Raw genomic sequence first — 24,644 nt, 5'->3', positions numbered from 1 at the left:
CCTTCATTTAGGGCATTTACAAGCTATGCTGTTCCTGATTTTGTATAGCGTAATAACGTTTGACATCCTCAATCATTTGATTAATATGCATCACCATAGCTGCCTCCGCCTGTTCAGCAGAACCTGCAGCAACGGCATCCAGAATTTTACGGTGATCCACGACAAGCTCGCTGCCCACCTTGCGGCGGATATATGCAGTTTCCAGGAAATCCCTCCCCGTCTGCCACACCAGCTGAGCCGCATGGAGCAGTACCTCATTGCGTGCTGCAAGCGCAAGTAAAGTATGAAATTCACGGTCTTCTTCATACGGAATGATATTCTGAGACAACAGTTCGTGCTGGGTGGCAATAGAAGCTTCAAGCAGCTTTATTTCTTCTTTTGTCGCCCGCTGTGCAGCCAGTGAAGCAATTTCCCGCTCCAGCGCCCTTCTGGCCACAAGCACATCCAGCAGCGCGGATTCTCCCGAATTATTCAATAGCTGCAGGAGCTGAGAATTCACATTTTTCTGCTGCAGCAGCTTTTCCAGATAGGATACGCGACCGTTTCCCTTGTCCGTCAGAATACGCCCTTTTCGCCCTTCAAGGGCCGTGTAGCCCTCGATATCGAATTCCATCAGCTTGCGTCCGATGGTAGCTTGGCTGAGATTATATTTTTTTCCTAGCGTATGTACCAGGGTACTGGCACCAAGTGGAGCTTCGGCATTCCCCAGAGCCTTTAAGAATTCATACTCAAGCTGTAGAAGCTGCGATTCCAATGCCACTCTATTCATCCTTTCAGTGATACTTGTATTTTCGTTGTTACTCATTGATGATTAATAGGATTATAACTGCAAGAAAGCAAATTATCAACTATTCACACCATTTTAGTATGAATAAATTTTAATATAATAAAAGCAACTCATCCGCAGACAAGTCGCTTTTTGAACTCTTTTTTGGACCTCACTGAGAACTATTCAATCCAAAGTGTTCAGTATGGTATGAATAACACTTGTTAATTTCCTTTGCTCTGTTGCTGTTTTTACCATCGTCCGTAGTCCTAACCAGGCCTTCATCAGATAATGAGAAATGGCCTCCGGCTCCAGTGAGGCTTCTTGCCTTTCAACTAATAATCTCAATTTCTTGTTTTGAGTAGACTCATACCGCTTAAGTGCCTTCATATACAAAGCGTGCTTATCGCCAAAAGTATCATAGATACTTCTTCTGTGGATTCCCATAAAATCTACTAGATCCTGCATGGAGGTTTTCTCATAACCTTGCTTCATATTCACCCTTTAAAAGAAATTAATGGCGCACAAATTTAAGTTGTACGCCATTTTTCTTCCATATAATATTAGCCCTTCTGCAATTCCAATTCTTTCAACGTAGGATAGTCCGTATAACCCTTGCTTCCACTACCATAAAATGTTGCAGGATCTGCTTCATTTAATGGAGCGCCTGCTTTAAGTCGCTGCACAAAATCCGGATTAGCCAATGACCATACCCCAACAGGTGCCAGATCAGCAAGACCACTCTCGATATCAACACCAATATTCTCCAGTCCCCGTCCAGCCCGATTGACTAACAACGGATTCTTCCACAAGGAACGTATATCCTGAAGCAATTCTTCATTGCCGAGGTGCATCACATGAAGATACGCTAAATTCAGTTTCGCTAATTCTTGCGTTAAGTAACGGTAAAGATCAGGACCTTGTTCGCCATCTTGAATCCCGCCAAGAGGGGTCCCTGGCGAAATGCGGAAGCCGGTTCTCTCTGCCCCGATCTCGTCAATGATGGCTTTGGCTACTTCAATCGCGAAGCGAGCTCGATTTTCTATTGATCCACCATATTCATCCGTACGTTTATTGGAATTTTCACCGATAAATTGGTTGATTAGATAACCATTTGCTCCATGAATTTCAACGCCGTCAGCGCCTGCTTCAATAGCAGCGGCCGCAGCTTTACGATAATCTGCAATGGTTATTTGAATCTCTTCTTTACTTAACTCACGTGGTACGGGGATATCCTGCATGCCTGTAGCCGTAAACGTTTCTACTCCTGGTGCAATTGCAGAGGGTGCAACGGGCTGCCGGTGATGAGGCGTATTGTCAGGGTGCGACACACGACCGACATGCATTAATTGAATATAAATATACCCGCCTGCTTCATGCACTGCATCCGTAACTTTCTTCCACCCTTCAATATGCTTCTCCGTATAGATCCCAGGTGTTCTTAAGTAACCTTGACCATCATCGGATGGTTGTGCACCTTCTGTAATAAGAAGTCCCATCGATGCTCTTTGAGCATAATACAGGGAGTTTAATTCTCCCGGTGTACCATCTTCCTCTGCTCTGCTGCGTGTCATTGGTGCCATCGCCAAGCGATGCGGTAATTCCAGATTGCCAACTTTTGTTTTAGTCCACAGTTTTTCCATTATTAACACTCCTCTTTAAATTTGTTTAACAAGAAATTATGATTAAGTAAGATGTGGGTATATTGCAGCAACACCACCTGCAAGTCCACCTTGTATCATTCGGCTGTTATCATCAGCAAGAATTTCAAAGCTGCCAGATTCGATGCCATCAATAGCTATTTTTGCGATATCTGAAGGGTTGGATTTGGGAGCATCTATACCGGTTGTCATATCTGTCTCCATAAAGCCTACATGTAATCCAGCTACTCTAATATTACGAGGATACAAGTTTAAACGTAAATCGTTCGTCAATGCCCAGGCTGCAGCCTTCGCAGCTGTATACGCACCGGAAGCTCCCATACTAAACCAAGATAGTACGGACAGAATATTCAAAATCGATCCTCCCCCGTTTTTTTCAATGATTGGTGCAAAAGCACGAACCATGGACAGCGTACCGAAGAAATGCGTATCAAATTCCAATTGTATTTTCCCCACATCTCCTTCCAGCAAAGAAGCGCCTGTAGATGATCCTGCATTGTTGATTAAAAGCGTAACATCTTTAGCAAGGATTGCTGCTGCTGCAACCTCATCCGGTTTTGTAACATCAAGCTTTACAGGTGTAACTCCAGGAATATCAATGGTCTCCGGATTTCTTGCACCAGCGTATACTTTAGCCCCTCTGGATAGAAGTTCAAGAGTAAGCTGACGGCCCAGACCCCGGTTTGCTCCAGTGACAAATGCTACTTGTTCAGAAATGTTCATTGTATTAGCTCCTTTTTGTTTTGATTACAATTCTTCATTCAAGGGATAGAACGGCGTTCTCATTCTAGAACGATCATACTAGAATAAACACAGGCAATTATACTAATATCTTTCTAGGCTGAATCTTCAAATTAGCTTAAGTATAAATAATTACTTAGATAAAAGTTTAATCGATAAATTGGCTAGACGGTGTAATTTTTCTTTACGTATGGAGGTCCTTGTCATTACCCTTAACCCTACATAAACTGCATGCAGATGTTCCGCTAGATCGTTGGCATTATAATCTGAGCGAAACTCTCCATCCTGCTGTCCCCACAGAATAATATCTTTGAACAGCTGTTCTGATAATGTAAACAATTCTGTGGTCTTTACATCCACCTCAGCATCACGCATTGCCAATTCCACCGCTGAATTCACCATCAAACAACCTGAAGGTGAATCTTCTTCACCACATATCACGAAACTAAAAATAAGCTGAAGTGCCTCAGTTGCAGTCTTAGAGCGTTTAACTTCTCCTACAAGCTCAGCACTTACTTTATCGCGAAATCGGTCCATTGCTTTTAGAAACAGCGTATGCTTGTCGCCAAAAGTGTCATATAAACTTCTCCGATGGATTCCCATCTGCTTGACCAGATCCGTCATAGATGTCTTCTCGTAACCCTGTTCCCAAAAAAGCTTCATCGCCTTTTCTAATACCACGTTCTCTTCGAATTCTTTGCTTCTTGCCATTCTATTCCCTCCCTGTTAATCAATATAACATATTGAGAACGATCGGTAAAGAATTTTATGAATGGTAAAAACCATTAAGAATCCCTACTAAATTCACACTATTCTCGTTTAATTTGATTTAAGAAGCATTTGACCCCAAGTATGCGTAATGAAATCCGGAGCGAACTTCATGGAAAAGCGCATAACCTTAGTAAAACCTGCATTTACGCGTATTTTGTTTTTTTCCATCCCTTTAATACCGACTTTAACAAGCTTCGCTAATGGCAAAGAGATCACCTTATTCATGAAACCTTCGTCAAAAGTGTCCGTGAGATTAGTTTCAGAAATAACAGGTGGACAAAGTTCCATCACATGAATGTTTTTTCCTTTGGCCCGGATTTGCTCACGTAATGCATCACTGAACATGTGGATGCCAGCCTTCGTTGCAGAATAAGTCGGTGCGTTGGCAACTGTAATATTAGCAAGTAGTGAACTAACGTTAACAACCATTGCCTCCTGTTGTTTGGCTAACAGTGGCAACAGAGCCTTGGTGATATAGATTGTCCCATTCAAGTTTGTGGCGATTTCTGCGGTTATGTGCTCGTAGGTAATAGTTTCATCAAACAAGTCAAATTCGTGTATAATACCAGCGTTATTGAAAATAATATCCAGTTTCGGATAGTGAATCGTCAGGTCTTTAGCAAGCTGCTCAACGCTTTTGGGATTACTAACATCTGCCGTCATCCCGATAAGTCCGGGATTGTTCTTTACTATCTGGTCGATGCGTTGTTGTGAACGCCCCGTGATAATCACAGTATTTCCCATGCCGAGAAAACTTTTAGCAAAAGCAAAACCAATCCCGGAGGTCCCACCTGTCACCAATATCGTTCTATTTTTTAATTTCATTCTGCATCATCTACTTTCAATATGACTTTCCCTTGGCTATGCCCTGTCGCAATCTTAGCAATCGCGGCATTCACTTGTTCAAAGGGGTACTCGGAATCAATCACCGGCTTAATGTTTGTTTTTTCAAGATACTGTGTGAAAGCTGCTAATTGCTGACCATTCGACTGCACGTATAAGAAGTCATACCTTTTCTTTTGCCATTTGGCAATTCCATCAAAAGGTGCTCCCAGTAAACTGAAGAGAATCTTCTTCGCCGTTGCCAAGTCTGTGCTTTGATTCGCGAATCGGGCATTGGGACCAGCATTTAACGACAGTAATTTGCCGCCAGGCTTCAGTATCTTAATTTGTTTACTAAATTCGCCGGCGCCCCGCGTATCAATAACATAATCATAGCCTGTCAGTATGTCAGTATAGTCCTGCGTTGCATAGTCGATAAACTCATCTGCCCCGAGTCGCTCCGCCAAGGCACGTGCTGATCCACTACCACTAACGGTCACAAACAGCCCTTGTGACTTCGCGTAAGGAACGGCCATCTGACCAAAGCCTCCCGTACCGCCGGGGATAAATAATTTGCCGCCTTGACGAGTATCTAAAATAGCTAGCGCCTGAACGATCGTCAAAGCAGACAATGGCACGGCCGCTGCTTCTTTAAAAGAAAGATTAGCTGGCATCTTAGCCACAATCGCCGCATCTACTGCGACATATTCGGCAAACGCCCCCATCTTATCTAACGATGGCATGGTGTACACATGATCCCCTACCTTAAAATCCATGACACCGGCTCCGACTTCGATCACTACTCCGGCTAGCTCGTTGCCCAGAGTCAATGGAAAGTCGTAATGATCAAACAACTTAACTTTGCCTGTAATCGCCAAGACAAGGTGTGGATCAACACCTGCTGCCTTAGTCTTGATTAAAACCTGTGTTGGTGTGATGGATGGAACAGCGACTGTGTTAATTTGTGCTTCCAGTATCTTGGAATACCGCGAAATTTGTGCAGCCTTCATAAGGTAACACCCCTTAAAATCGGATAATGACTTTTCCTTTAGGATGACCTGTAGCAACAAGCTTTAGTGCTTCATTGATATCATCAATGTGGAATTCTGTGGGGTCCACCGCTGGAACAATCCCGTTATCTTCAATAATCTTCGTAATTTTCTTTAATTGATCGCCATCGCTGCGAACAAAAATGAAATGATATTGAATCTTCTTTTTCTTCGCTTTGTGATCATACTTGGCCCCGGCAATGGTGAAGAGCTTTTGTTTCCAGCCTGGCAAGCCCATATGCTCGGCGAAACGTTTGTTAGGGCCGGTCCGCAGGGAAAGAAGGCGACCGCCTGCTTTTATAATCGAAAGTTCATGATCAAATTCGCTTGGTCCCAAGGTATCCATCACATAATCAACATCACGAAGTTGTTCCCAATAGTTCTCCATCGTGTAATCCATATATTGGTCTGCTCCAGCCGCCATTGTCCGTTCACGTGCTTGCGGATTTCCACTAACGATGACCTTCAGCCCCATGCTTTTGGCGATAGGAATGGCCATTTGGCCAAATGAACCAGAACCCCCGGGAATAAACACGCTTTCTCCAGTTTTGGCAGCCAATTCTTCATGCAAACCTTGATAAGCAGTCAATCCTGTTAATGGAGCAGCAGCACCGGTCACAAAATCCAGATTAGCGGGCAAGTGCCCGATGGCATCCGCATGAATCGCCGCGTATTCTGCAATGGCACCGATTTTTTGTAGTGGCAGGCGTGAATAAATGGCCTCACCAACTTCAAATCCCCGGACGTTTTTACCGACCTTTTCAATAACACCCGTCAGCTCATTACCGAGTACTAATGGAAACTCATAATCCTGAATCAGCTTGACGCTTCCGGTCCCGATGAGCAATTCCAAATGATTAACCGCCGCTGCTTTCACCTTGACCAAAACCTCGTTTTCACTTATTTCCGGGACTGGAATATCATTGACTTCTACCGTGAACTTTTTTGAATACTTGGTAATCTGCGCCGCTTTCATAATTAATAGCCTCCTATGTGCTGAGTAATAAGTAACATTTTATTGTTTTTGTAACTTATGCATCAAGCATAATATCAAAGGTTACAAAAGTCAACAATTGTTACCTAACATTTTATATGATAAAATAGAGACAGGTGTATAAACGATTGATAAGGAATTTATCGAAGAAAGAAGGGTTGGAAGCGCGGTGGCTAAAATCACACAAGAGCTCATTATTGAAACAGCGGAGGCATTAATTGAACGCACGGAAAAATCCGAAGTGACCCTTTCACAAATTGCGGATGAATTAAGTATCACCCATGCCGCGCTTTATAAACACTTTAAGAATAAGCAAGAGCTCTGGGCAGCCGTGTCTAAAAACTGGTTCAACCGGATGATTTCAGAACAAATAAAACTAGATAATACAAATTTGATGAATGCACAGGACCTGCTCCATGATTGGCTCTGGGCATTTGCTAACGCCAAAAAACGCGCCTATAACGAAAACCCCAAAATGTTCGCCTTGAATACACAATACGTGGATAGCAATCCCCTGGTGTTACGCGATGTTCTATGGGATTCCTATCAAATTATTGACGGCTTCATGGACTATCACGATCCCCGCTTCGAACGGGCAGAGGCAATTCTCTCCGCATTTGCGGTGTTTAGCCTCCCGTCCTTCAAAGAATCCTGGAATCTTCCAGACTACCAAGACAGATTTGAACGCATCTGGAGTTTAATCAAAAAGGGTCTTTGAATCCTCTAGTTGGATTCAAAGACCCTTTTCACCGTGAATCCCTGGCTTTAATTTTTCACAGCTATAACAACTACTAATCCGCTTTCATCTGGTTCACCTAAAAAACCTTCTGCAGACAAATCGCTTTCAGGCTGTAATCTCCCGCTGCGTCCACTCTTCCCCACCGGTATCCAGTCCAAGCCGCCCTACCACGACTTCTTTCTCCCGTTCATCGAGAATAGCGAGATTGCAGTAGATCTTACTATTCTCAATCTTCAGATCCCCTTCCTTTATCACATCGTCTGCCTCTGAGCCGAGAGTATCAATCAGCGTAATCTCGTTGCCCTCTTTATCGGTCCCAATCGAATCGTGCAGTGACACGTCCTTTCGGGTCTTTTTCAGCGAACGGAGGTACATCGGTATCCAGAACCATACATATCACACTATGTTAGTTAATATATCTGATAGTTACCATATATATTATAAATTTTAATAAATATAGTATTTAATCTATATCAGAACTCTAAAAATATATTAAATTTTTAATAGTTATTGACTGATAGAAATAACGATGTTATATTTCCTAACATAAATTAATAAATATACATACAGGAAGAGGAGATTACTGAAATGAATAAGCTGAAACGTCTAAGTAAAACTAAAAGAAATCATTCTGGTTCCCCCCGCTCCGAATATTCACCAGCAAAAAATAATTGGAGTAAAAAGCAATTTATAGCTACGTCCATTGCATTATCTGTTATCGCTTCGAGTGTCATTCCGTTTCAGACCGCTGATGCTTTAACTCGGGTTACTTCAGCAAGCGGCACAGTATGGGAGATTCATGATGTCTTTGCGCCTAGCTTAGACACAGGAAGTTTACGTACCGTTGGTACTACACAAGTACAAGGCTTCGGTAATATCTTCGTTAAAGTGTCGTCGCCTACAGCTTCACTGATGAATGGTCAAATGATGCGCGGGTTTGACTTGAAATACGATGGTGTGAATAGATTCACTTCGACTCAATCTGTAAATCTGGGAAATGTAACGGTTACACGTGATGTGTATGTCGATACTATAAATAATCGTACGAGATTCTTTGATACTTTTACTAATAAAAATGATATGAACGTAAAGGTTGATGTCTCTTTCGGCGGCTCTCTGGGGTATGGTACAGCAGCAAATGCTTCAGTAGTCAAGGCAACCTACTCCAATGATCTGGAGGTGACTACGGATGATTCATGGATTGTTGTAGACAGCAGTGCCAAAGACAATAAGCCGCTGGGCGTTGCAGTCGGGTCTCCACATCCATTTGAGAATGGATTAACTAGCCTAGGCAATCAGCAGCAGAATCCATTTACCACACCCCTGGCTAAGTCCGGAAATGATGCGAATTTCTACGGGTTCATTAATACATTAAATATTGAGCCGGGTCAGTCGAAATCCCTGGTGCATTATGTACAAGTGGGCGAAGCCGGTGAAGAAGGCCTGAAGAATCTGGTGACGATGCTAAACGGGCTTAATAGCCAGCTGGATATATCCGGATTAACCAACGCACAAATCCGTTCAATCAGTAACTGGGATATCTCTGCTATAGAGGGACTGGATACTGGAGATCCCCTGGTGATTCCTGAGGCTCCTGCTGCTAAAGCATTCATCACTTCTTCCCCCTATGATGTTACGAATAAATCCATTGCACAAATGCAGCAGGATATGATTAGCGGTAAAACTACTTCCGTGCAAATTACTCAGGCTTATTTGGATAGAATCAAGGTATACGATGAAGGCCAGCTTGGCTTCCATGCCTTCCTGCATGTCTCTGAAACTGCGCTTACCCAGGCACAAGCTGCTGACAACGCCCGCGCACAAGGTGCAAAGGGGGATTTGCTCGGTATTCCCATTGCGATAAAAGATATCTATGATACCAAGGATATGCCTACTACCGGCGGCAGCAAAGCGCTTGAAGGCTGGCGGCCTGATTCAGATGCATTCCAGGTCAATAAGCTGCGGGAAGCTGGAGCTGTCATTATTGGTAAAGTAAATACTTCCGAGTTCGCCAACAGCGGAAGCTTTAGCGAGAGCGGCTGGCAGCAGACATGGAATGCCCTGTATCCATCGAAAACCTCCTTTGGCTCAAGCGGCGGCTCGGCAGTATCTGTTGCAGCTGATTTTGCAGCAGCAGCCATGGGATCACAGACAGGGGTATCTCTCTATGCACCAACTACAGGCGCCAGCTTAAAAAGCTTCCGTGGTACAGACGGCATGGCAAGTACTACAGGTGTATTGCCGCTCACTTGGGGACAGGATTATGCAGGTCCCATTGCTAAGACAGTAACTGACCTGGCCATCATGTTGAATGCTACAACGGGTACAGATCCACAGGATATCTTCACAGTGACTGCCGATGCAGACCATAAGCGTCCGGCTGACTGGAAGGAATCTCTGGATACTAATGCATTGAAAGGAAAGAAAATCGGATATATCCCTGCTTCCTTTGTCTCTAGTTATGCCGATGATGATACCGGACAAGCCGTAATGAATAAGTTCTCCGAGCTTCAGGCAGCGGGTGCGACAATGGTTGAAATGTCAAAAATACCGTCAGCGCCTAGCCGTCCTTCAGGCATTAATGGATCTACTGAAGGTTGGGCGCGCTATATTGAGCTTCATAAGAACTTCCCTTACATTGATGGAGCAAGTGTACTGGCTTCAGATAAGGTGCTTATCTATAATCAAAGAGGATATACAGAGCCTACCCGCATGACTGAACAAGCTGTACAAGATTACATCAAATATAGAACGGACTATAAGGAAGTTATTAAAGGCTGGATGGACGAGAATGGCGTGGATGCTGTGGTTTACGCAGGTTTTATCAGTGACGTATATAACAATGACGCAGCAGCCTCTCAATTAAGCTCTGACCGCAACACGGGCGTATTAACGTCTAATGTCGGCCTCCCTACGGTAGTTGTTCCTGTAGGAACGAACGACAGCGGATATTCCATCTCCATGCAGCTTGTTGGCAGAGCATGGGACGATGCCAAAGTTCTAGGTATGGGCTATGCTCTTGAGCAACAAAGTCAAGCCAGACTGCTTACAGCCTATGCTCCAGCACTTCAATACGTCTCTAACCCTACTAATCCTGATCCAGTAGATAATGAACCAAGCAATCCAAGTCCTGGAGGAGGTACCGTAACTCCCCCGGTAACAGCAACGCCCACACCAACACCGGCTCCTACAGCAACACCAGCACCTGCAGAACCAGCAGCACCAACACCTACGCCGGAGGTTGTCAGTTTCGCAGATACCATTAATCACTGGGCAAAAGCAAGCATTGATGTGCTTATAGCCAAGGGATTACTTACGGGTTATTCTGATGGAACCTTCCGTCCGGATTCAGGGTTGACCCGTGCCGAATCCATCAAGGTCATTGCAACGTACATGGGGCTGGAAGGACAGGCTAGCAGCTTTACAGATGTATCTCCAACACACTGGGCTAATACGTATATCGGCGCAGCAGCCGGAGCAGGCCTGATGAATGGATATAGCGATGGAACCTTCCGTCCGAACGGCAAGATAAGCCGCAGTGAATTAGCGGCACTGATCACTAGAGCCTTTAAGCTTACAGGTACTGGAAACACATCCTTCAAAGATGTTAATAGAAATGCATGGTATTATGATTCCATTGATGCACTCGCATCCAATAATATTATTACTGGCTACGAGGATAGTACCTTTAAGCCTGGAAAAGATATTACCAGAGCAGAGTTTGCAACAATGGTCTCCAGATTACTGGAGACTGCGAATTAAGAAGCTCAAGGAATAAAAGACAAGAGGCTGTCCCAAAAGCAGATATTCTACTGACAAGTCAGATTCTCAAATTTCTCAAAAGCTTCAAACGTTAAAAAAGCAGCGATTCTCCCGTTATTGGAGAATCGCTGCTTTCTGTTTTTGGTCCCATTGCTCAAAGAAAACGCTCCTTTTGAAGTGATTGGGTGGTACCTCCATTTTACCAAAGGACAGTTTCTTTTTGTGATTTTAGAAAGATTTGAAGAACCTTTTCCCGCTTAAACAGCGGAGAGGACGGAACGACCCGCGGAAAAGCGGCAACGGTCGCCTTGGTCTCCGGATTTTGACCGCTAAGGGAACTAATTGACGGAGTGCACAAAAGGTTTGGCGATTATACCCTATTTCCCTTGGACCATCCCGTCGGTATTTCAAAGCACCGGTTCCTTACAGCTCAGCAGTATATTGATACTTGCGTATACAGGGATCATCGGAATAGCCGGAACCTTTGCCTGGTGGAGATATGCGGAGCAGCCGTAAACAAGTGAAGAAACATCTGCTGAAGAGCAGATGTTTTTTATATCACTCCTCATCACTCATAGTGCTCTTCATCGCCTCCTGTTCCCGGAACGCCGAAGGTGTCAGCCCGTACTTTTTCTTGAACAAGGTGGAGAAGTAAGTGATGTTGTATATCCCTACCGATTCACTGATCCTGGCCGCTGTCTCAGAGGTAGAAGCAAGCAGATCCTTTGCCTTTTCCAGCCGGGTGTTGTTCAAGTACTCACTGAAGGATTGCCGGGTCGCTCCTTTGAACAATTTCCCCAGATAGCTGGGTGACAGTCCGGCGATGCTCGACACCAGATCGAGGGAGATGTTAGGCTCGGCATAATGTTCATGAATGTAATTCTGTGCTTTTTCGATGAGAATATTATGCTTTTGAGCATTCAGCCAGTGATTCTTGTCTTCAATTAATGTGCAGATGGTACTGCAATAGCGGTTGAATAGGTTACGGATCTCCGTCAGATCTTCAGCCCGTTCAATATCGGTTATTGCTTGCAGGTAATCATTGAAATTAGAATCCGGCACATGCTGTAAATAGTCAAAATGTTTAAGCAAAGACAACATGAGTTGAGTGCTAAAGGTGATGACCTGATGAACGGAACCGCTGGATATTTTATCTATAAATTCTTCGATTGCGCTAACCATTGGTTCCGGCTTGCCGTCCTGTACAGCATCAATCAGCTTCTTCTCGTAGGCGCTGGGGTAACTCAAGGCTGTCAACACATGGCGGCGTGTCGCTATAGCATCCAGAATCGCTTCCTTCCCATAGATGAGCCGGTATTTCACATACTGCTGTGCAGAAGTGTACGAGGACGGAATATTCCCCTTTCCACAGGATATATCTCCTATCCCTATAGATACCGTCACCTTGAAGTAGCGATTCAGGAAGCTTTGAATATTGCGCAAGGCAGGCCCCAGTTCTTCCGGGAGCTGATTGTCCGTGTATTGAAGGATGGCAACAGCTTCACTTCCTCCCATAATGAGAACATCACATGGGCCGATATGCTCCAGCATCTCTTTTGCGATATTCCCAAGTGCGAACCGCAGCAAGGACTGCTGTTTCCCCTCTATCCCCTCCCCTAGTGGTTCAAGCTCATTGATTTTGAATACCAGAACGCCAAAATAAGGCCCTGCTACCTCCTCGCCGATATCCTTAATAATTTCGTTCGAAACCGAGTGCTCCAGTGAATGACCACGCAGCAAGGCATGCAGGTAATGCTCCCGGACGGTCCGGGACGAGTGGGTAATTACAAACTGCATCGACTTCTCACGTTCATGATAGGACTGGAACACCTCAGTCATCAGCTTGTATTCATCAATAGGCGCCAAACCGGATGCCGGATTGGCCGGGTTAGGCATGACTTTTTCGAGCAGTGCCGATAAGGGTCTATTCATGTTGGAGGTCAAAAGGACAGAGAGCAATAGACCTGCGAGTACAATTCCGGCTGTAACCAGCAGCGTAATCCCCCGGAGCTGGTCAATGTTAGAGATGAGCTCGGAATACGGTGAAACGCTTACAAAATACCAGTCCAGTTCCTCTGACTTTACATAAGTGACCAGATTCCTTTGGTCTGAAATCGTTGTGGTGAAGCTGCTCTCCTTATGGTTCTCGATTAATATCTTCCGCACATACTCCTCTTCGGATAAATCCTCCAGAAACAGGTTGGAATCGGTATGAGACAGCACCTTACCTTCATTATTGATTACAAAAACATTATTAGCGGCGTCCGCGTTGCTGATCTTGCGGATGGTCGTCAAAATCGACTGCTCCTCCACATTGATATAGATCAGCGGATTGCCTGTGGTCCGGGGTGAGAAATTCGGGTACAGCAAGAAGGTCAGGAACTGTAATGACTTCCCGTTGTTGCGGCCCGGGGCCTTCAGACTGCGCGGATTGAACTCCATATACTGCTTCGCGCTAAGGGTGGTAAGAGAAGAATCAAACGGAAGCCCGGCTGTATCAATGGTAGTTCCTGTAGAAGGCCGATGTATTCCGATACTGTGTATATATGGGTTCACATTTGTAATTTGTTCGATCTGCTGAAAAATATGATAATTGCTTACCTTGTCCTCCACCGTCTCATTCAGAAATGACAGGATTTCCGGTTGAATAAGCAGTGTATTTCCTATAGTGATGACCTGATTATAGACTACATCGGAGGCGTAGGTAACCTGGGATAACATCGCCCGGGAATTACGTTCTATCTCCTTTATGGCACTTCTGGAGAACAGGGAGAAAAGTACACCGGATAGCAGGCTTACGGTCAGAAGAACGAGAAGGAAATATGAGATGGTGAGCTTTTGAAATGCCTTGTATCGAACAAGCCGGTTGATGGTTGTCCGCATGCTGAATTCCTCCCAACACTGCTCGTTATCATTTCTAAACTATAGTACATTTTGGGCCGAAAAGGTACTGAATCAGGCCAAAATGAAAGCCATTCCGTTTTTTTGAAAGCCTTGAATTTGAATTTGAAAGCGTTATCCTGGTTTTGAAATAGACACTTTGTGATGCGATGGCTAATCTGGAATCAAGGCAATCGTCATTTATAACAAATGGGGGGAACAGGAATTGAGAAAAAAACGGCGTCCGGGATTAGGCATTCTTTCTGACATCCGCAGGAATGGTACATCCTATTTGTTGGTTTTGCCGGCAATGGCCTACACGTTTATTTTCGGCTATATGACGTATCCTTATATGGTCATTGCTTTCCAGCGTTTCAATTATACCAAGGGAATATTTCATAGCGAATGGGTGGGATTCAAAAACTTTGAGTTTTTCTTCCGGTCCAACAAAGCGCTTACGGTCACCTTTAACACCATTTACCTCAATTTACTCTTTATTATTTTTGGTACGCTGATGGCACTGGCCATTTCACTGGTTCTAAACGAACTGCGCAAGAAGCTGTTTGTGAAGATCAGTCAATCCCTGATGTTATTCCCGAATTTCATCTCATGGATCGTCATTAGCTATGTGCTGTATGCGCTCTTCTCAATGGATATGGGAATTGTGAACAAAACGCTGAACCAGCTCGGCATGTCCTCAGTGAACTGGTATACCGAGGCACAGTCCTGGCCGGCGATTCTTACCGTCATGCATGTGTGGAAGGGGGCCGGAATGAGTGCCATTATCTACTTGGCGACCATTACCGGTATCGACGAGACGTTGTATGAAGCAGCCGAGATTGACGGGGCTAACCGCCTGCAGATGTGTTTTCGGATTACGCTTCCGCTGATGATGCCCACGGTTATTATCCTGACGATGCTCTCTGTCGGCAAAATTATGTACGGCGATTTCGGGATGATCTATGCGCTCATTGGTGACAACGGCACCCTATATTCGACCACGGATATCATTGATACGTATGTATTCCGGTCCCTGCGGCAGATTGGCGACCCCTCCGAAGCCATGGCTGTTGGACTTTTCCAGTCGGTCATCGGATTCATCCTTGTCTTTGGGACAAATGCCATTACCCGCAGGTTCTTCAAAGATGGCGCATTATACTAAATCCGGAGGAGTAACTATGAAAAAATTGTCAATCAGCAAGACGGTCATGTACACGCTGACTGCGGTGTATTCGGCGCTTTGCCTGCTTCCGATGCTGCTCGTGCTGATGATCTCCATCACGGATGAGGATGCTATTCTTAAGAACGGCTACAGCCTCTTTCCGGAGAAATTCTCTCTCTATGCCTATAAGCTGATCTTCACGGGCGGCTCCCAAGTCATTCAGAGCTACGGAATTTCTATCTTTGTCACGATCGTCGGTACCACGCTGGCTATTCTGATTACTTCTATGGCAGGCTATACTCTAGCGAACAAAAATGTGAAGAACCGCAATCTGCTGGCTCTTTACTTCTTTATCACCATGATTTTCACAGCCGGGATTGTGCCCTGGTATCTGATGAACCGGTCACTCGGATTAACCAATAATATCTTGGCTCTGATTATTCCATCGCTCCTGTTCAGCCCGTTCAACCTCTTCCTTGTACGTAACTTCATGAACGGAATTCCCGACTCGCTGCGGGAATCAGCCACCATAGACGGAGCGAGTGATATTGTGATTGCTTTTAGGATTTACCTTCCGTTATGTAAGCCGGTACTCGCGACGATTGCCCTCTTCTATGGACTGGATTATTGGAACAACTGGTGGAATGCGATCATGCTGATTGACACCAAAGATTTGTATCCGCTGCAATTTATGCTTCTGCAGATGCAATCGGAGATCAGTATGCTGAACGAGATGGCCATGCTGGCCGGAACAAGCGACGTTACGCTTCCTTCGGAGTCGGTCAAGATGGCGACAGCCATCGTGACGATCGGACCGATCATCTTCCTCTACCCGTATCTGCAAAAGTACTTCGTGAAAGGTCTGGTTATAGGTTCAGTTAAAGGCTGATGTCATCCCTTAGGGGTTAACATAAATAAGGCATAAAAAGAGGAGGTCTATATTATTCATGAAAAAACATTACGCCATTCTATGTGCTGTGGTGCTTGCCCTTTCTACACTGATCGGGTGCGGCAAGGCGTCCGACAGCCCTGCCGCAAACGGGGAGAATAATGCTTCATCCCCGAAGTCGGACAATAATAATACTTCTGAGGTCGTCCGGATCAAATACGTGGTTCCCGGCACCGAGCCCAAAGATTACCAAAAGGTGTTCGAAAAAGTCAATGAGAAGCTGGCTGCAGATGGTGTCGGCGTTGAAGTGGAGAAAATCTTCATCCCCTGGGATGCGTGGGACCAGAAGCTGAACCTGATGCTGTCCACCGGTGAAGATTTTGATTTGTTTCATGTCATGCAGGACCGCACTCCGTTCTCTAACTACTATACCCGGGGTGCGCTGGCAGATATCTCAGAGGAAATTGAAAAGGTTGGAGCAAACCTCAAAAAGCATATTCCAGAGGATATATTCAACGGGGCAACCATCGGCGGAAAATATTATATCGTCCCCTCCTACTGGGTTGAAATGGCTAGCGAGGGGCAATTCAATATCCGCCGCGACATTCTCCGCGAGAACAATCTGAAAGAGCCGACAACTCCGGCTGAATTGATTAGCACCTGGGAGATTGTGATGAAGAACTGGAAGGGCAAAAACAAGCCTTATCTCGGCACCCGGGCCGATTTTGACCCGATATCCCTGCATACCTCTATCTTACACCGGAGTTATGACAGCTTCCCGTTCACCGTTAAGGATAAGTTTTTTTATGTCAATCAGAACGGTGAGGTCAAATCCTGGATTGAGACGGAAGAATTCAAGAAGGATGCCGCCTTCATGCGCGAGCTGTACACCAAGGAAATTACGAATCCTGATATCTTAGTTATGAAGCAGGAGCAGGTAGATGCTCAGCTCGACAGCGGGGAGTGGTTCGTACGCCTGGGAACCGGCGGAAGCTTGAACGGGCTCCAGAAATACAATCCCAAAGCTACAGTAGACGATATCGGAGTGGTATGGTTTAACCCGGAGAAAGAATATCTGCGTCCCCTCTCCTTCAAGAACGGAAATGCCGTACCGGCGAACAGCAAACATCCGGAGGCAGCCGTTAAATTCATGGATTGGATGCTGGCCAGTCAGGACAATTATGATCTGGTTCAATATGGCATAGAGGGTGAGCACTACACCAAAGATGGCGAAAAGGGCCTCAAGCCGATCAAAGATCCGAATAACAATAACAATCCAAGGTACAGGGGCTCCGATTCGCAGAACGGGAATGTGAACTTTATGCGCTTTGACCTGGAAAATAGTATTCCTGACAATAACAAAGTCTTATTTGAGCCAAATCCCAAAGCGGTCAATAGTATTGCGGCCAACTTTATTTTTGATCCAACGAATGTGAGAACCGAATATACTAATATTCTCTCGGAGGCTTCAGCCAGCATTACTCCGATCTATATGGGGGTTCTGGACTACGACACAGCCTTCACCGAAGCACTGGACAAAATGAAGAAAGCGGGTCTGGACAAGGTAGTTGCGGAATACCAAAAACAGTTTCAGGAGTATCAATCTTCTCTTCAATAAAAAGAGCTGATACAATAAAGGAGTGGGGAAATGTTGAGCCTGCATCAGCAAAAAAAAGAATTTGAAGCGTCAAAAACCATTTATGAAAGCGCAACCTTATCATTTAAAAACGTGGAAGGGTTTGATGTCTATAATATTTCGATTCCTTTTGAACGGGATGGCAAACGTTACTTGTTCGGCCGGGTAGAACGCCGCGAAGAATGGGCCCGCTCCTGGGTCCGCCTCTTCGAGGAGACCGGTCACGATGAGTGGACCGTGGTAGATAATAGCATGATTTATACGCTGGAGGACCCGTTTATCAGTGAAATCGGTGATGAGCTTGTCCTGGGCGGAACGCATGTGCAGTATCAAAGCGGCAAATACAGCACGTTTTTCGGGTATTTTTACCGGGGGACTGACCTCCACGATTTGTACTACTTCACTACCGGTCCTAACAAAATGAAAGATATTCGCCTTGTTGCTCTGGCGGACGGCAGGATTGGTGTCTTCTCGCGCCCGCGGGGCAGCGAGATGAGAGGCCAATACGGCAGCGAATCCATGATAGGCTTCACCGTTATTGACAAGCTGGAAGAGTTGACTGCAGACGTCATTGAGAATGCACCTTACATTCATGGTATTTTTGGTGCAGGCGAATGGGGAGGCGTCAATCAGGCTTATCTGCTGGACAGCGGCAAGATCGGGATTATCGGCCATATTTGTTATCAGCATAAGGATGAGGATGGCAAGCTTCTAAAGGTATATTTGAATATGGCTTTTATCTTCGATCCCATCACCCGGGAATCCCATGACCTGCATTTGATTGGAAGCCGTTCCTGCTACCCGCCGGGGCCCGCCAAGTTCCCATATTTGACGGACTGCGTCTTTTCTTCGGGGATCGTGATGCGGGGGGACGGCAAGGCTGATCTGTACAGCGGTGTTGGTGATTGCCAGGCCGGGCGTATTACGATCGACTATCCGTTCGCACCCTATGGAAGCATTGTCTAGCACGCAGTTCATAATCCAAGGAGGATATTCTACGATGACTAATACAAATACATCCATCATAGGAGCTTTGGCATCCAGTCCGCTCATTCACCGTCATCCGGCCAACCCTGTGCTGGATGCGGCCCGGGTCCCTTATCCCACCGCACTTGTGTTCAATGCAGGAGTGGTTAAGTTCGGCGGCCGGTATGTGATGGTATTCCGCAATGACTATGGCTCACTCGACAAGCAGACCCTTGAACCGACTAATACAACGGATCTGGGTATCGCCTTCAGTGAAGACGGCATTCACTGGACGGCAGGGCCCAAGCCGGTATTCAAGCTGCATGACGAAGAGGTTGTGCGCGCTTACGATCCGCGTCTGACGGTAATCGACGGCCGTTGCTACATGTGCTTCGCTGTAGATACACGTCATGGTATCCGGGGAGGGGTCGCAGTCACGGATGACTTCGAATCCTTTGAAATATTGAGCTTGTCTACGCCGGACCTGCGGAATATGGTACTGTTCCCGGAGAAGATCAACGGTAACTATGTGCGGCTGGAACGGCCGTTCACCGTATACAGCCGCGGAGGCAAGGACCGGTTCGACACCTGGATCTCGGAGTCGCCGGATCTGATCTATTGGGGACGTTCGGATCTGCTGCTGTCGGTGGAGCAGGTACCGTTCGCCAATGACAAGATCGGTCCGGCAGCGCCGCCAGTGAAGACGGATCGAGGCTGGCTCACCACCTTCCATGCGGTGGATATCGATCCCGCCAGAGGGAAGCACGGCTGGGAGCCGTCCTGGAAGAAACGGTATACCGCAGGTATTATGCTGCTTGACCTGGACAATCCGAAGAAGATTCTCGGTATGAGTGCCTCGCCGCTGCTTGCACCTGAAGCCCCCTACGAAATAGACGGAGGCTTCCGCAATAATGTCATCTTCCCCGGCGGCATGATCCTGGAGGACGATGGCGAAGTCAAAATCTATTACGGCGCCGCCGACACCGTAGAATGTCTGGCTACCGCCCATGTCGATGATCTGATCCGGCTTTGTTTGGGACAGTGAGACTGGCATCCTAACTAACAGAAGCGGGTAGCATCCTGAATGAGGATGATACCCGTTTTTTCAAACTATGCTTCAACAGCTTGCGGTAACGTTCGTTCGTATTCCTTATGTAACACATAACGTTGGACGCCTCTCGAAGCGCTTACTGCTTCCCTGGCATGAGTGATAGCAGTTTCGCTATTACCTGCTTGGAGTTCAATTTCTGCGAGCAGCCGAAATAAACTGCAATGCTCCAGCGAAAGCGTTTCATTCTAAATCTCCTTTGAATATCATCATTAACAAGCAATACTTCAATTTAAAATATTGTATCACAAGTGGAAAGACATGATATTTAACATAGTTTGAGCATGTTTACAGTCACATCCAGGAAAGACTTAACTGTGTTACGATATATCGTATTCCTTCAACTTGCGAAAGAGGTGTGTAATTGAAACTTCCAACAATCCAATTCGGACATATTAAATCGAGAGTTCCTGTTATTCAAGGTGGAATGGGTGTAGGCATATCCTTAAGTGGACTAGCCGCTGCTGTAGCCAATGCGGGTGGGATCGGCACCATCTCTGGTACAGGGATCACTGCTGAAGAGCTGAGAATGCATATTCGCAAAACAAGAGAACTCTCTAAAGGAATTGGCTATATCGGTGTGAATGTACTATTCGCAGTGAAGGACTTTGCCGAGAAAATGAAGGTTGCTTTAGAAGAAAAGGTTGACTTTATTATTTCCGGAGCCGGAATTTCTAGAGATATTTATGCTTGGGGTAGAGAATATGGTACTCCTGTCGTAACTATTGTTTCATCCGCCAAATTAGCCCGAATTTCCGAAAGACTTGGTGCCTCCGCAGTCGTTGTGGAAGGGTTCGAAGCTGGGGGACATTTAGGTACAGACAGACCCATGTTTGATATCCTTCCTGAAGTCTTAGAGGCCGTTTCGATTCCGGTTATTGCTGCGGGTGGAATTCTGACAGGGGATGATATCGCAAAAGCCCTTCGGATGGGCGCATCTGGTGTTCAAATGGGTACCCGTTTTGTGGCAAGCCATGAGTGTGATGCTCCCTTAGCCTTCAAGCAAAGGTATGTAGATGCTCAGCAAGGAGATACTGTCCTAATCAAGTCTACTGTGGGTCTGGAAGGAAGAGCGATTCGAAATGAATTTACGGACCGGATCAGTAATGATGCCAAATTAAAGATAGCCAAATGCTATGATTGTCTAAAGGTTTGTTCACATCGCTTCTGTACAATGGAATCCCTGCTTACTTCCCTTAGAGGAGATGTTAAGAACGGATTGGTTTTTGCCGGGTCCAGAGTTCATGAGATTAAAGAGATTTTGTCCGTACAGCAGATTATCGACAATTTAATGAATGAGTATCAAAGAGCATAAATATTACCTCTATCTTATAAGTCCTTATATTTATCTCATTTTCCTCTAAGCTATGTCGTTTTGAGAAATTCCACGTTGCTCCCTTAAGCTTAAGTAAAAGCACAGAAACCGGAATTCGGCTTCTGCGCTTTTTTTGCCTACATAGTTAGAATACCGGTTATTTGAGATAAGCCTGTGGATCTTTCATTCTAGTCTGGTTTATACAATGGTTTCAGCGGATGCTTCTATTTCGATTTTTAAGAAATGATTTCTATAGTTACCGTATAAACATAGATACCTTTCTTAATTTTATATGGATCGTGAATATTTTTGGTCCAGCCGGTATCTCCACCAAGACCTGCATGTTTGTAATCAATATTAAGATAAACAGAATCTGAATTTCCCAGCTCGTCTTCATAGGCGGCGTTGTCATATTGCTCAATACTGTGCCCATGAATATCAAAATGGAAATGTCCCGCTGCCGATACTTTTACTGCTTGTTCTTGGGATGACAAATATAAATACCGGACATCCTCCTTACCACCGCATTCTACCGGTAAGATATAGGGTACGTGCTGCTGTTCTACAGTGCTTTCATATACTCCAACGAATGCGGCAGATTTACGATCCGCGTAGTTTTCCCATGGCCCGCGGCCGTACCATTTCATATTCTTCCAAGCATCAGAGAACTTAAAGCTAAGCCCAATTCTCGGGAGGGTGTCGACCTTGGCATTGTTCACAACTGTATTTGTGATTTCTATACCTTTGCCGCCGACGGTATAATTGGTTTTGGTTTCAATGCATCCATGATATACACCATGAACTTGAATGATAACAGCAGCCGGTGCTGCAAATACCCGAATCTTTTTGATTTCTTTCTCATTGGAATGGAGCCCGAGAGCTTTCCATTCATCTGCATAATTGGACGATTCAAGATGAATACCTCCATCAATTCCTGTTGGAGGGCGATAGAAGTTATTGGTTCCTCCCGTGAAATAATTCTTGTGATTGTATTTTACAGAAATGAACTCTGCCGTTTCTTTCGAGAAAAGAACCGTTGTATTTTCATTATATATACGAATTTCATTTGTTGTTTCATCATACTTCAAGCTATCCTTTTCAATATCTCCGGTATGCACTTTATTAACAGAATCTTTAATCTCTATCTGGCAGGCATAAATACAGGTTCCCTTCTTAGAATAAAAGGTGTCCTCGTCCAAATAAGCATAGAAATTAAGAAAAGCTTCCCCGGAGACTTTAGACGAATCGTATGGCGCTTGAAGCTTATCAACGGATCCGGGTGCTGTGTGATATCTAGGCAAACTACCGCTTTCCATCACATTGCCATCGCAAACCAGCTCCCAAGTCATATTCAAATGGCTTAAATCCCGATGCGTGTAATGATTATAAATTCGATAGCCATCATTCCCAGGCATGTAATCCATTTGGATAGGTGATTGTACATTTTTTATTTCATTCGCAGCCGGCTTGAGAGTGAGATCAGGGAAAACAATACCATTCAGGCACATATCAGGAGCAGGATCAGTGACTTCTTCCTGGAATGCCCCGCCATAGACATACTTTTTATTTCCGTCTTTATCATGCTTAACCAGCGCTTTATCCTGAAAATCCCAAATGAATCCTCCTTGAAACCGCGGGAATTTATGAATGAGATCCCAAAATTCCTTAAAGTTTCCGTTACTGTTACTTTTCGCGTACGCATATTCACACATAATAAAAGGACGCAAATCTTCGCTTTCAGCCATGACATCCAGGATCCAATCTTTCTGAGGATACATAGGCGCCATAATATCGGAGATGTTTGCCGGAGGATTCAGAGACTCATACTGAACGTACCTTGTTTTGTCATACTCCTTAATCCAGCCGTACATCGCAGCATGATTCGCTCCATAACCGGATTCATTACCCAGAGACCAGAGAATAATGGATGGATGATTCTTATCTCTCAGAACCATCCGTGTAGCCCGTTCCATATACGCATGTGTCCATTCGGGGGATGCGCTTAACTGGCCGCCAAGACCGTGTGTTTCAATATTGGCTTCATCCACCAGGTAAATGCCCAGTTCATCACACAGGTCATACCATTCGATTGCGTGCGGATAGTGACTTGTTCTTACCGCATTGATATTCAGCGATTTCATGACCTTGATTTGCTCGCGCATATATTCTGTTGTTACGACTCGTCCTGATTCAGGACAAAAGGCGTGAAGATTGGTTCCCCGTATAATGAGACGCTTCCCGTTAATTCTCAGGATCCCTTTTCGATCGATATTCACTTCACGGAAGCCGACATTCGCACTCTCAATATCAACTACATTTCCAGACAAATCAATCATTTCTAATACTAATTTATAGAGATAAGGGCTCTCATCGCTCCACAATTGAGGATTTGAAATGGTTTTCGTAACCTTTGCTACATATTTTTCTCGCAGGTAGAAATCACAATCCGCAAACTTTGGCGTTTCAAACTCAGTAACCAATTTCTGTTCGCTATCATACAGGGACAACCGCACATGGGCTTCACCATAACCATTCGCTTGATTATTAGGTGCAACCGTCACTTTTAATTCGGCATTGTTGTAATTCCCTGAAAAGAGGGTTTCGATCTTATAATCATGAATGCGCATACGTGGTTTTGCATAAATGAGAACATCTCGGTAGATCCCCGAGAGATGCCAGTAATCCTGATCCTCCAGATAAGTACCAGCTCCAAACCGCATAACCTGAACAGCTATACGGTTTTGTCCCTTTTGAATGTAATCCGTGATATCAAAAGAAGCGTTAAGCTTACTGTCCTGAGAATAACCAACCATTTTTCCGTTTAACCAAAGATAAAAACATGATTCTACACCTCCAAAATCGATAAATATATCCCTTTCGTTAAACTGTTCGTCAACTTCAAACGTAAGGACGTAACAACCGGTAAGGTTACTCTCTGGCACATGAGGCGGATTCAAAATGTATTCATTATTCTTGAGTTGAATTTCGTGACGTGAGCCCTCCCCTTTTTGAACAAAGGGATACAACATATTGGTGTATACAGGTTTTCCATACCCCGAAAGCTCCCAATTGGAAGGAACTGGAATATTATCCCAATGGGACACATCATGTTCAGGACTATAGAATTCATCCGTTACTTCATCGGGAGATCCGAACAATTTAAACTTCCACATTCCATTCAGGCTTTTTACGTATTTAGACTTTCTCCGGTCTCCGCTTAAAGCCTGTTCAACGGTTTCGTATACTCCGTAGGGCTCATGCATGGGATAACGGTTTTTTTGAGTAACATATTGATTTTCCCAATCTCTGCTTAGCTTCATCGGCTTAAATAACACTCCCGTCCATTGTTCTAATTGGTTGATCTTTCAATGTAGACACCCCTA

The 24,644-nt window shown here is 45.0% G+C and carries 18 protein-coding genes and 1 pseudogene; 8 read left to right on the top strand and 11 right to left on the bottom strand.

Going from position 1 to position 24,644, the window contains the following annotated elements; translation table 11 throughout:
- Window positions 1-16 precede the first annotated feature (16 nt).
- The 8 genes from NSU01_RS07990 to NSU01_RS07955 form a co-directional block, all read right to left on the bottom strand.
- Window positions 17-760 carry an FCD domain-containing protein gene (locus tag NSU01_RS07990; RefSeq protein ID WP_256703736.1) on the bottom strand — a complete coding sequence of 248 codons (744 nt, stop codon included), beginning with the start codon at window positions 758-760 and terminating at the stop codon, window positions 17-19.
- Between the two features lie 192 nt (window positions 761-952).
- Window positions 953-1,261 carry a TetR/AcrR family transcriptional regulator gene (locus NSU01_RS07985; RefSeq protein ID WP_083705123.1) on the bottom strand — a complete coding sequence of 103 codons (309 nt, stop codon included), beginning with the start codon at window positions 1,259-1,261 and terminating at the stop codon, window positions 953-955.
- A 68-nt stretch (window positions 1,262-1,329) separates the two neighbouring features.
- Window positions 1,330-2,409, bottom strand: a complete 1,080-nt coding sequence (locus NSU01_RS07980) for an alkene reductase (RefSeq protein WP_076242465.1) — start codon at window positions 2,407-2,409, stop codon at window positions 1,330-1,332.
- A 42-nt stretch (window positions 2,410-2,451) separates the two neighbouring features.
- A complete protein-coding gene (locus NSU01_RS07975) occupies window positions 2,452-3,150 on the bottom strand; it encodes an SDR family oxidoreductase (protein ID WP_042134616.1) in 699 nt (232 codons plus the stop codon).
- A gap of 150 nt (window positions 3,151-3,300) precedes the next feature.
- Complete coding sequence (locus NSU01_RS07970) at window positions 3,301-3,879, bottom strand: TetR/AcrR family transcriptional regulator (protein ID WP_042134614.1); 579 nt, start codon at window positions 3,877-3,879, stop codon at window positions 3,301-3,303.
- A 108-nt stretch (window positions 3,880-3,987) separates the two neighbouring features.
- The gene (locus NSU01_RS07965; protein WP_042134612.1) at window positions 3,988-4,764 is read right to left on the bottom strand and encodes an SDR family NAD(P)-dependent oxidoreductase; all 777 of its coding nucleotides are present in this window, start codon (window positions 4,762-4,764) and stop codon (window positions 3,988-3,990) included.
- On the bottom strand, window positions 4,761-5,771 hold the full coding sequence (locus tag NSU01_RS07960) for an NADP-dependent oxidoreductase (RefSeq protein ID WP_076242464.1): 1,011 nt from the start codon (window positions 5,769-5,771) through the stop codon (window positions 4,761-4,763). Before NSU01_RS07960 ends, NSU01_RS07965 begins: the two co-directional genes overlap by 4 nt.
- A gap of 13 nt (window positions 5,772-5,784) precedes the next feature.
- Window positions 5,785-6,786, bottom strand: a complete 1,002-nt coding sequence (locus tag NSU01_RS07955; RefSeq protein ID WP_076242463.1) for an NADP-dependent oxidoreductase — start codon at window positions 6,784-6,786, stop codon at window positions 5,785-5,787.
- 187 nt (window positions 6,787-6,973) lie between these two features.
- Between NSU01_RS07955 and NSU01_RS07950 the strand changes: the two genes are divergently transcribed.
- A complete protein-coding gene (locus tag NSU01_RS07950) occupies window positions 6,974-7,522 on the top strand; it encodes a TetR/AcrR family transcriptional regulator (protein WP_076242462.1) in 549 nt (182 codons plus the stop codon).
- A 135-nt stretch (window positions 7,523-7,657) separates the two neighbouring features.
- Here NSU01_RS07950 and NSU01_RS07945 read toward each other — a convergent pair.
- Window positions 7,658-7,918 (bottom strand): annotated as a pseudogene (locus NSU01_RS07945) (RNA polymerase subunit sigma-70); the annotation flags it as partial.
- A gap of 213 nt (window positions 7,919-8,131) precedes the next feature.
- Between NSU01_RS07945 and NSU01_RS07940 the strand changes: the two are divergent.
- The gene (locus NSU01_RS07940; RefSeq protein WP_081969874.1) at window positions 8,132-11,305 is read left to right on the top strand and encodes an amidase family protein; all 3,174 of its coding nucleotides are present in this window, start codon (window positions 8,132-8,134) and stop codon (window positions 11,303-11,305) included.
- Between the two features lie 558 nt (window positions 11,306-11,863).
- Here the strand turns inward: NSU01_RS07940 and NSU01_RS07935 are convergent.
- A complete protein-coding gene (locus NSU01_RS07935) occupies window positions 11,864-14,188 on the bottom strand; it encodes a helix-turn-helix domain-containing protein (protein WP_076242461.1) in 2,325 nt (774 codons plus the stop codon).
- Window positions 14,189-14,411: 223 nt separating this feature from the next.
- On the opposite strand from NSU01_RS07935, the gene NSU01_RS07930 reads away from it, so the two are divergent.
- The 6 genes from NSU01_RS07930 (at window position 14,412) to NSU01_RS07905 (ending at window position 21,261) form a co-directional block, all read left to right on the top strand.
- A complete protein-coding gene (locus tag NSU01_RS07930) occupies window positions 14,412-15,347 on the top strand; it encodes an ABC transporter permease subunit (RefSeq protein ID WP_042134593.1) in 936 nt (311 codons plus the stop codon).
- A gap of 16 nt (window positions 15,348-15,363) precedes the next feature.
- Window positions 15,364-16,236, top strand: a complete 873-nt coding sequence (locus NSU01_RS07925) for a carbohydrate ABC transporter permease (protein WP_076242460.1) — start codon at window positions 15,364-15,366, stop codon at window positions 16,234-16,236.
- Window positions 16,237-16,294: 58 nt separating this feature from the next.
- Complete coding sequence (locus tag NSU01_RS07920; RefSeq protein ID WP_083705122.1) at window positions 16,295-17,854, top strand: extracellular solute-binding protein; 1,560 nt, start codon at window positions 16,295-16,297, stop codon at window positions 17,852-17,854.
- A 30-nt stretch (window positions 17,855-17,884) separates the two neighbouring features.
- Window positions 17,885-18,838 carry a DUF1861 family protein gene (locus tag NSU01_RS07915; RefSeq protein ID WP_256703734.1) on the top strand — a complete coding sequence of 318 codons (954 nt, stop codon included), beginning with the start codon at window positions 17,885-17,887 and terminating at the stop codon, window positions 18,836-18,838.
- 34 nt (window positions 18,839-18,872) lie between these two features.
- Window positions 18,873-19,883 (top strand): glycoside hydrolase family 130 protein, encoded by a 1,011-nt coding sequence (locus tag NSU01_RS07910; RefSeq protein ID WP_076242459.1) that lies wholly within the window; start codon window positions 18,873-18,875, stop codon window positions 19,881-19,883.
- Window positions 19,884-20,310: 427 nt separating this feature from the next.
- Window positions 20,311-21,261 (top strand): nitronate monooxygenase, encoded by a 951-nt coding sequence (locus NSU01_RS07905; protein WP_042134586.1) that lies wholly within the window; start codon window positions 20,311-20,313, stop codon window positions 21,259-21,261.
- A gap of 236 nt (window positions 21,262-21,497) precedes the next feature.
- On the opposite strand, the gene NSU01_RS07900 is transcribed toward NSU01_RS07905, so the two are convergent.
- Complete coding sequence (locus NSU01_RS07900) at window positions 21,498-24,581, bottom strand: glycoside hydrolase family 2 (RefSeq protein ID WP_076242458.1); 3,084 nt, start codon at window positions 24,579-24,581, stop codon at window positions 21,498-21,500.
- Window positions 24,582-24,644 lie beyond the last annotated feature (63 nt).

Source organism: Paenibacillus sp. FSL H8-0259 (assembly GCF_037963255.1).
GTDB lineage: Bacteria > Bacillota > Bacilli > Paenibacillales > Paenibacillaceae > Paenibacillus_AQ > Paenibacillus_AQ phytohabitans.
Note: the sequence above shows the minus strand (reverse complement) of the source record. Positions and strands in the feature narration are given on the sequence as shown.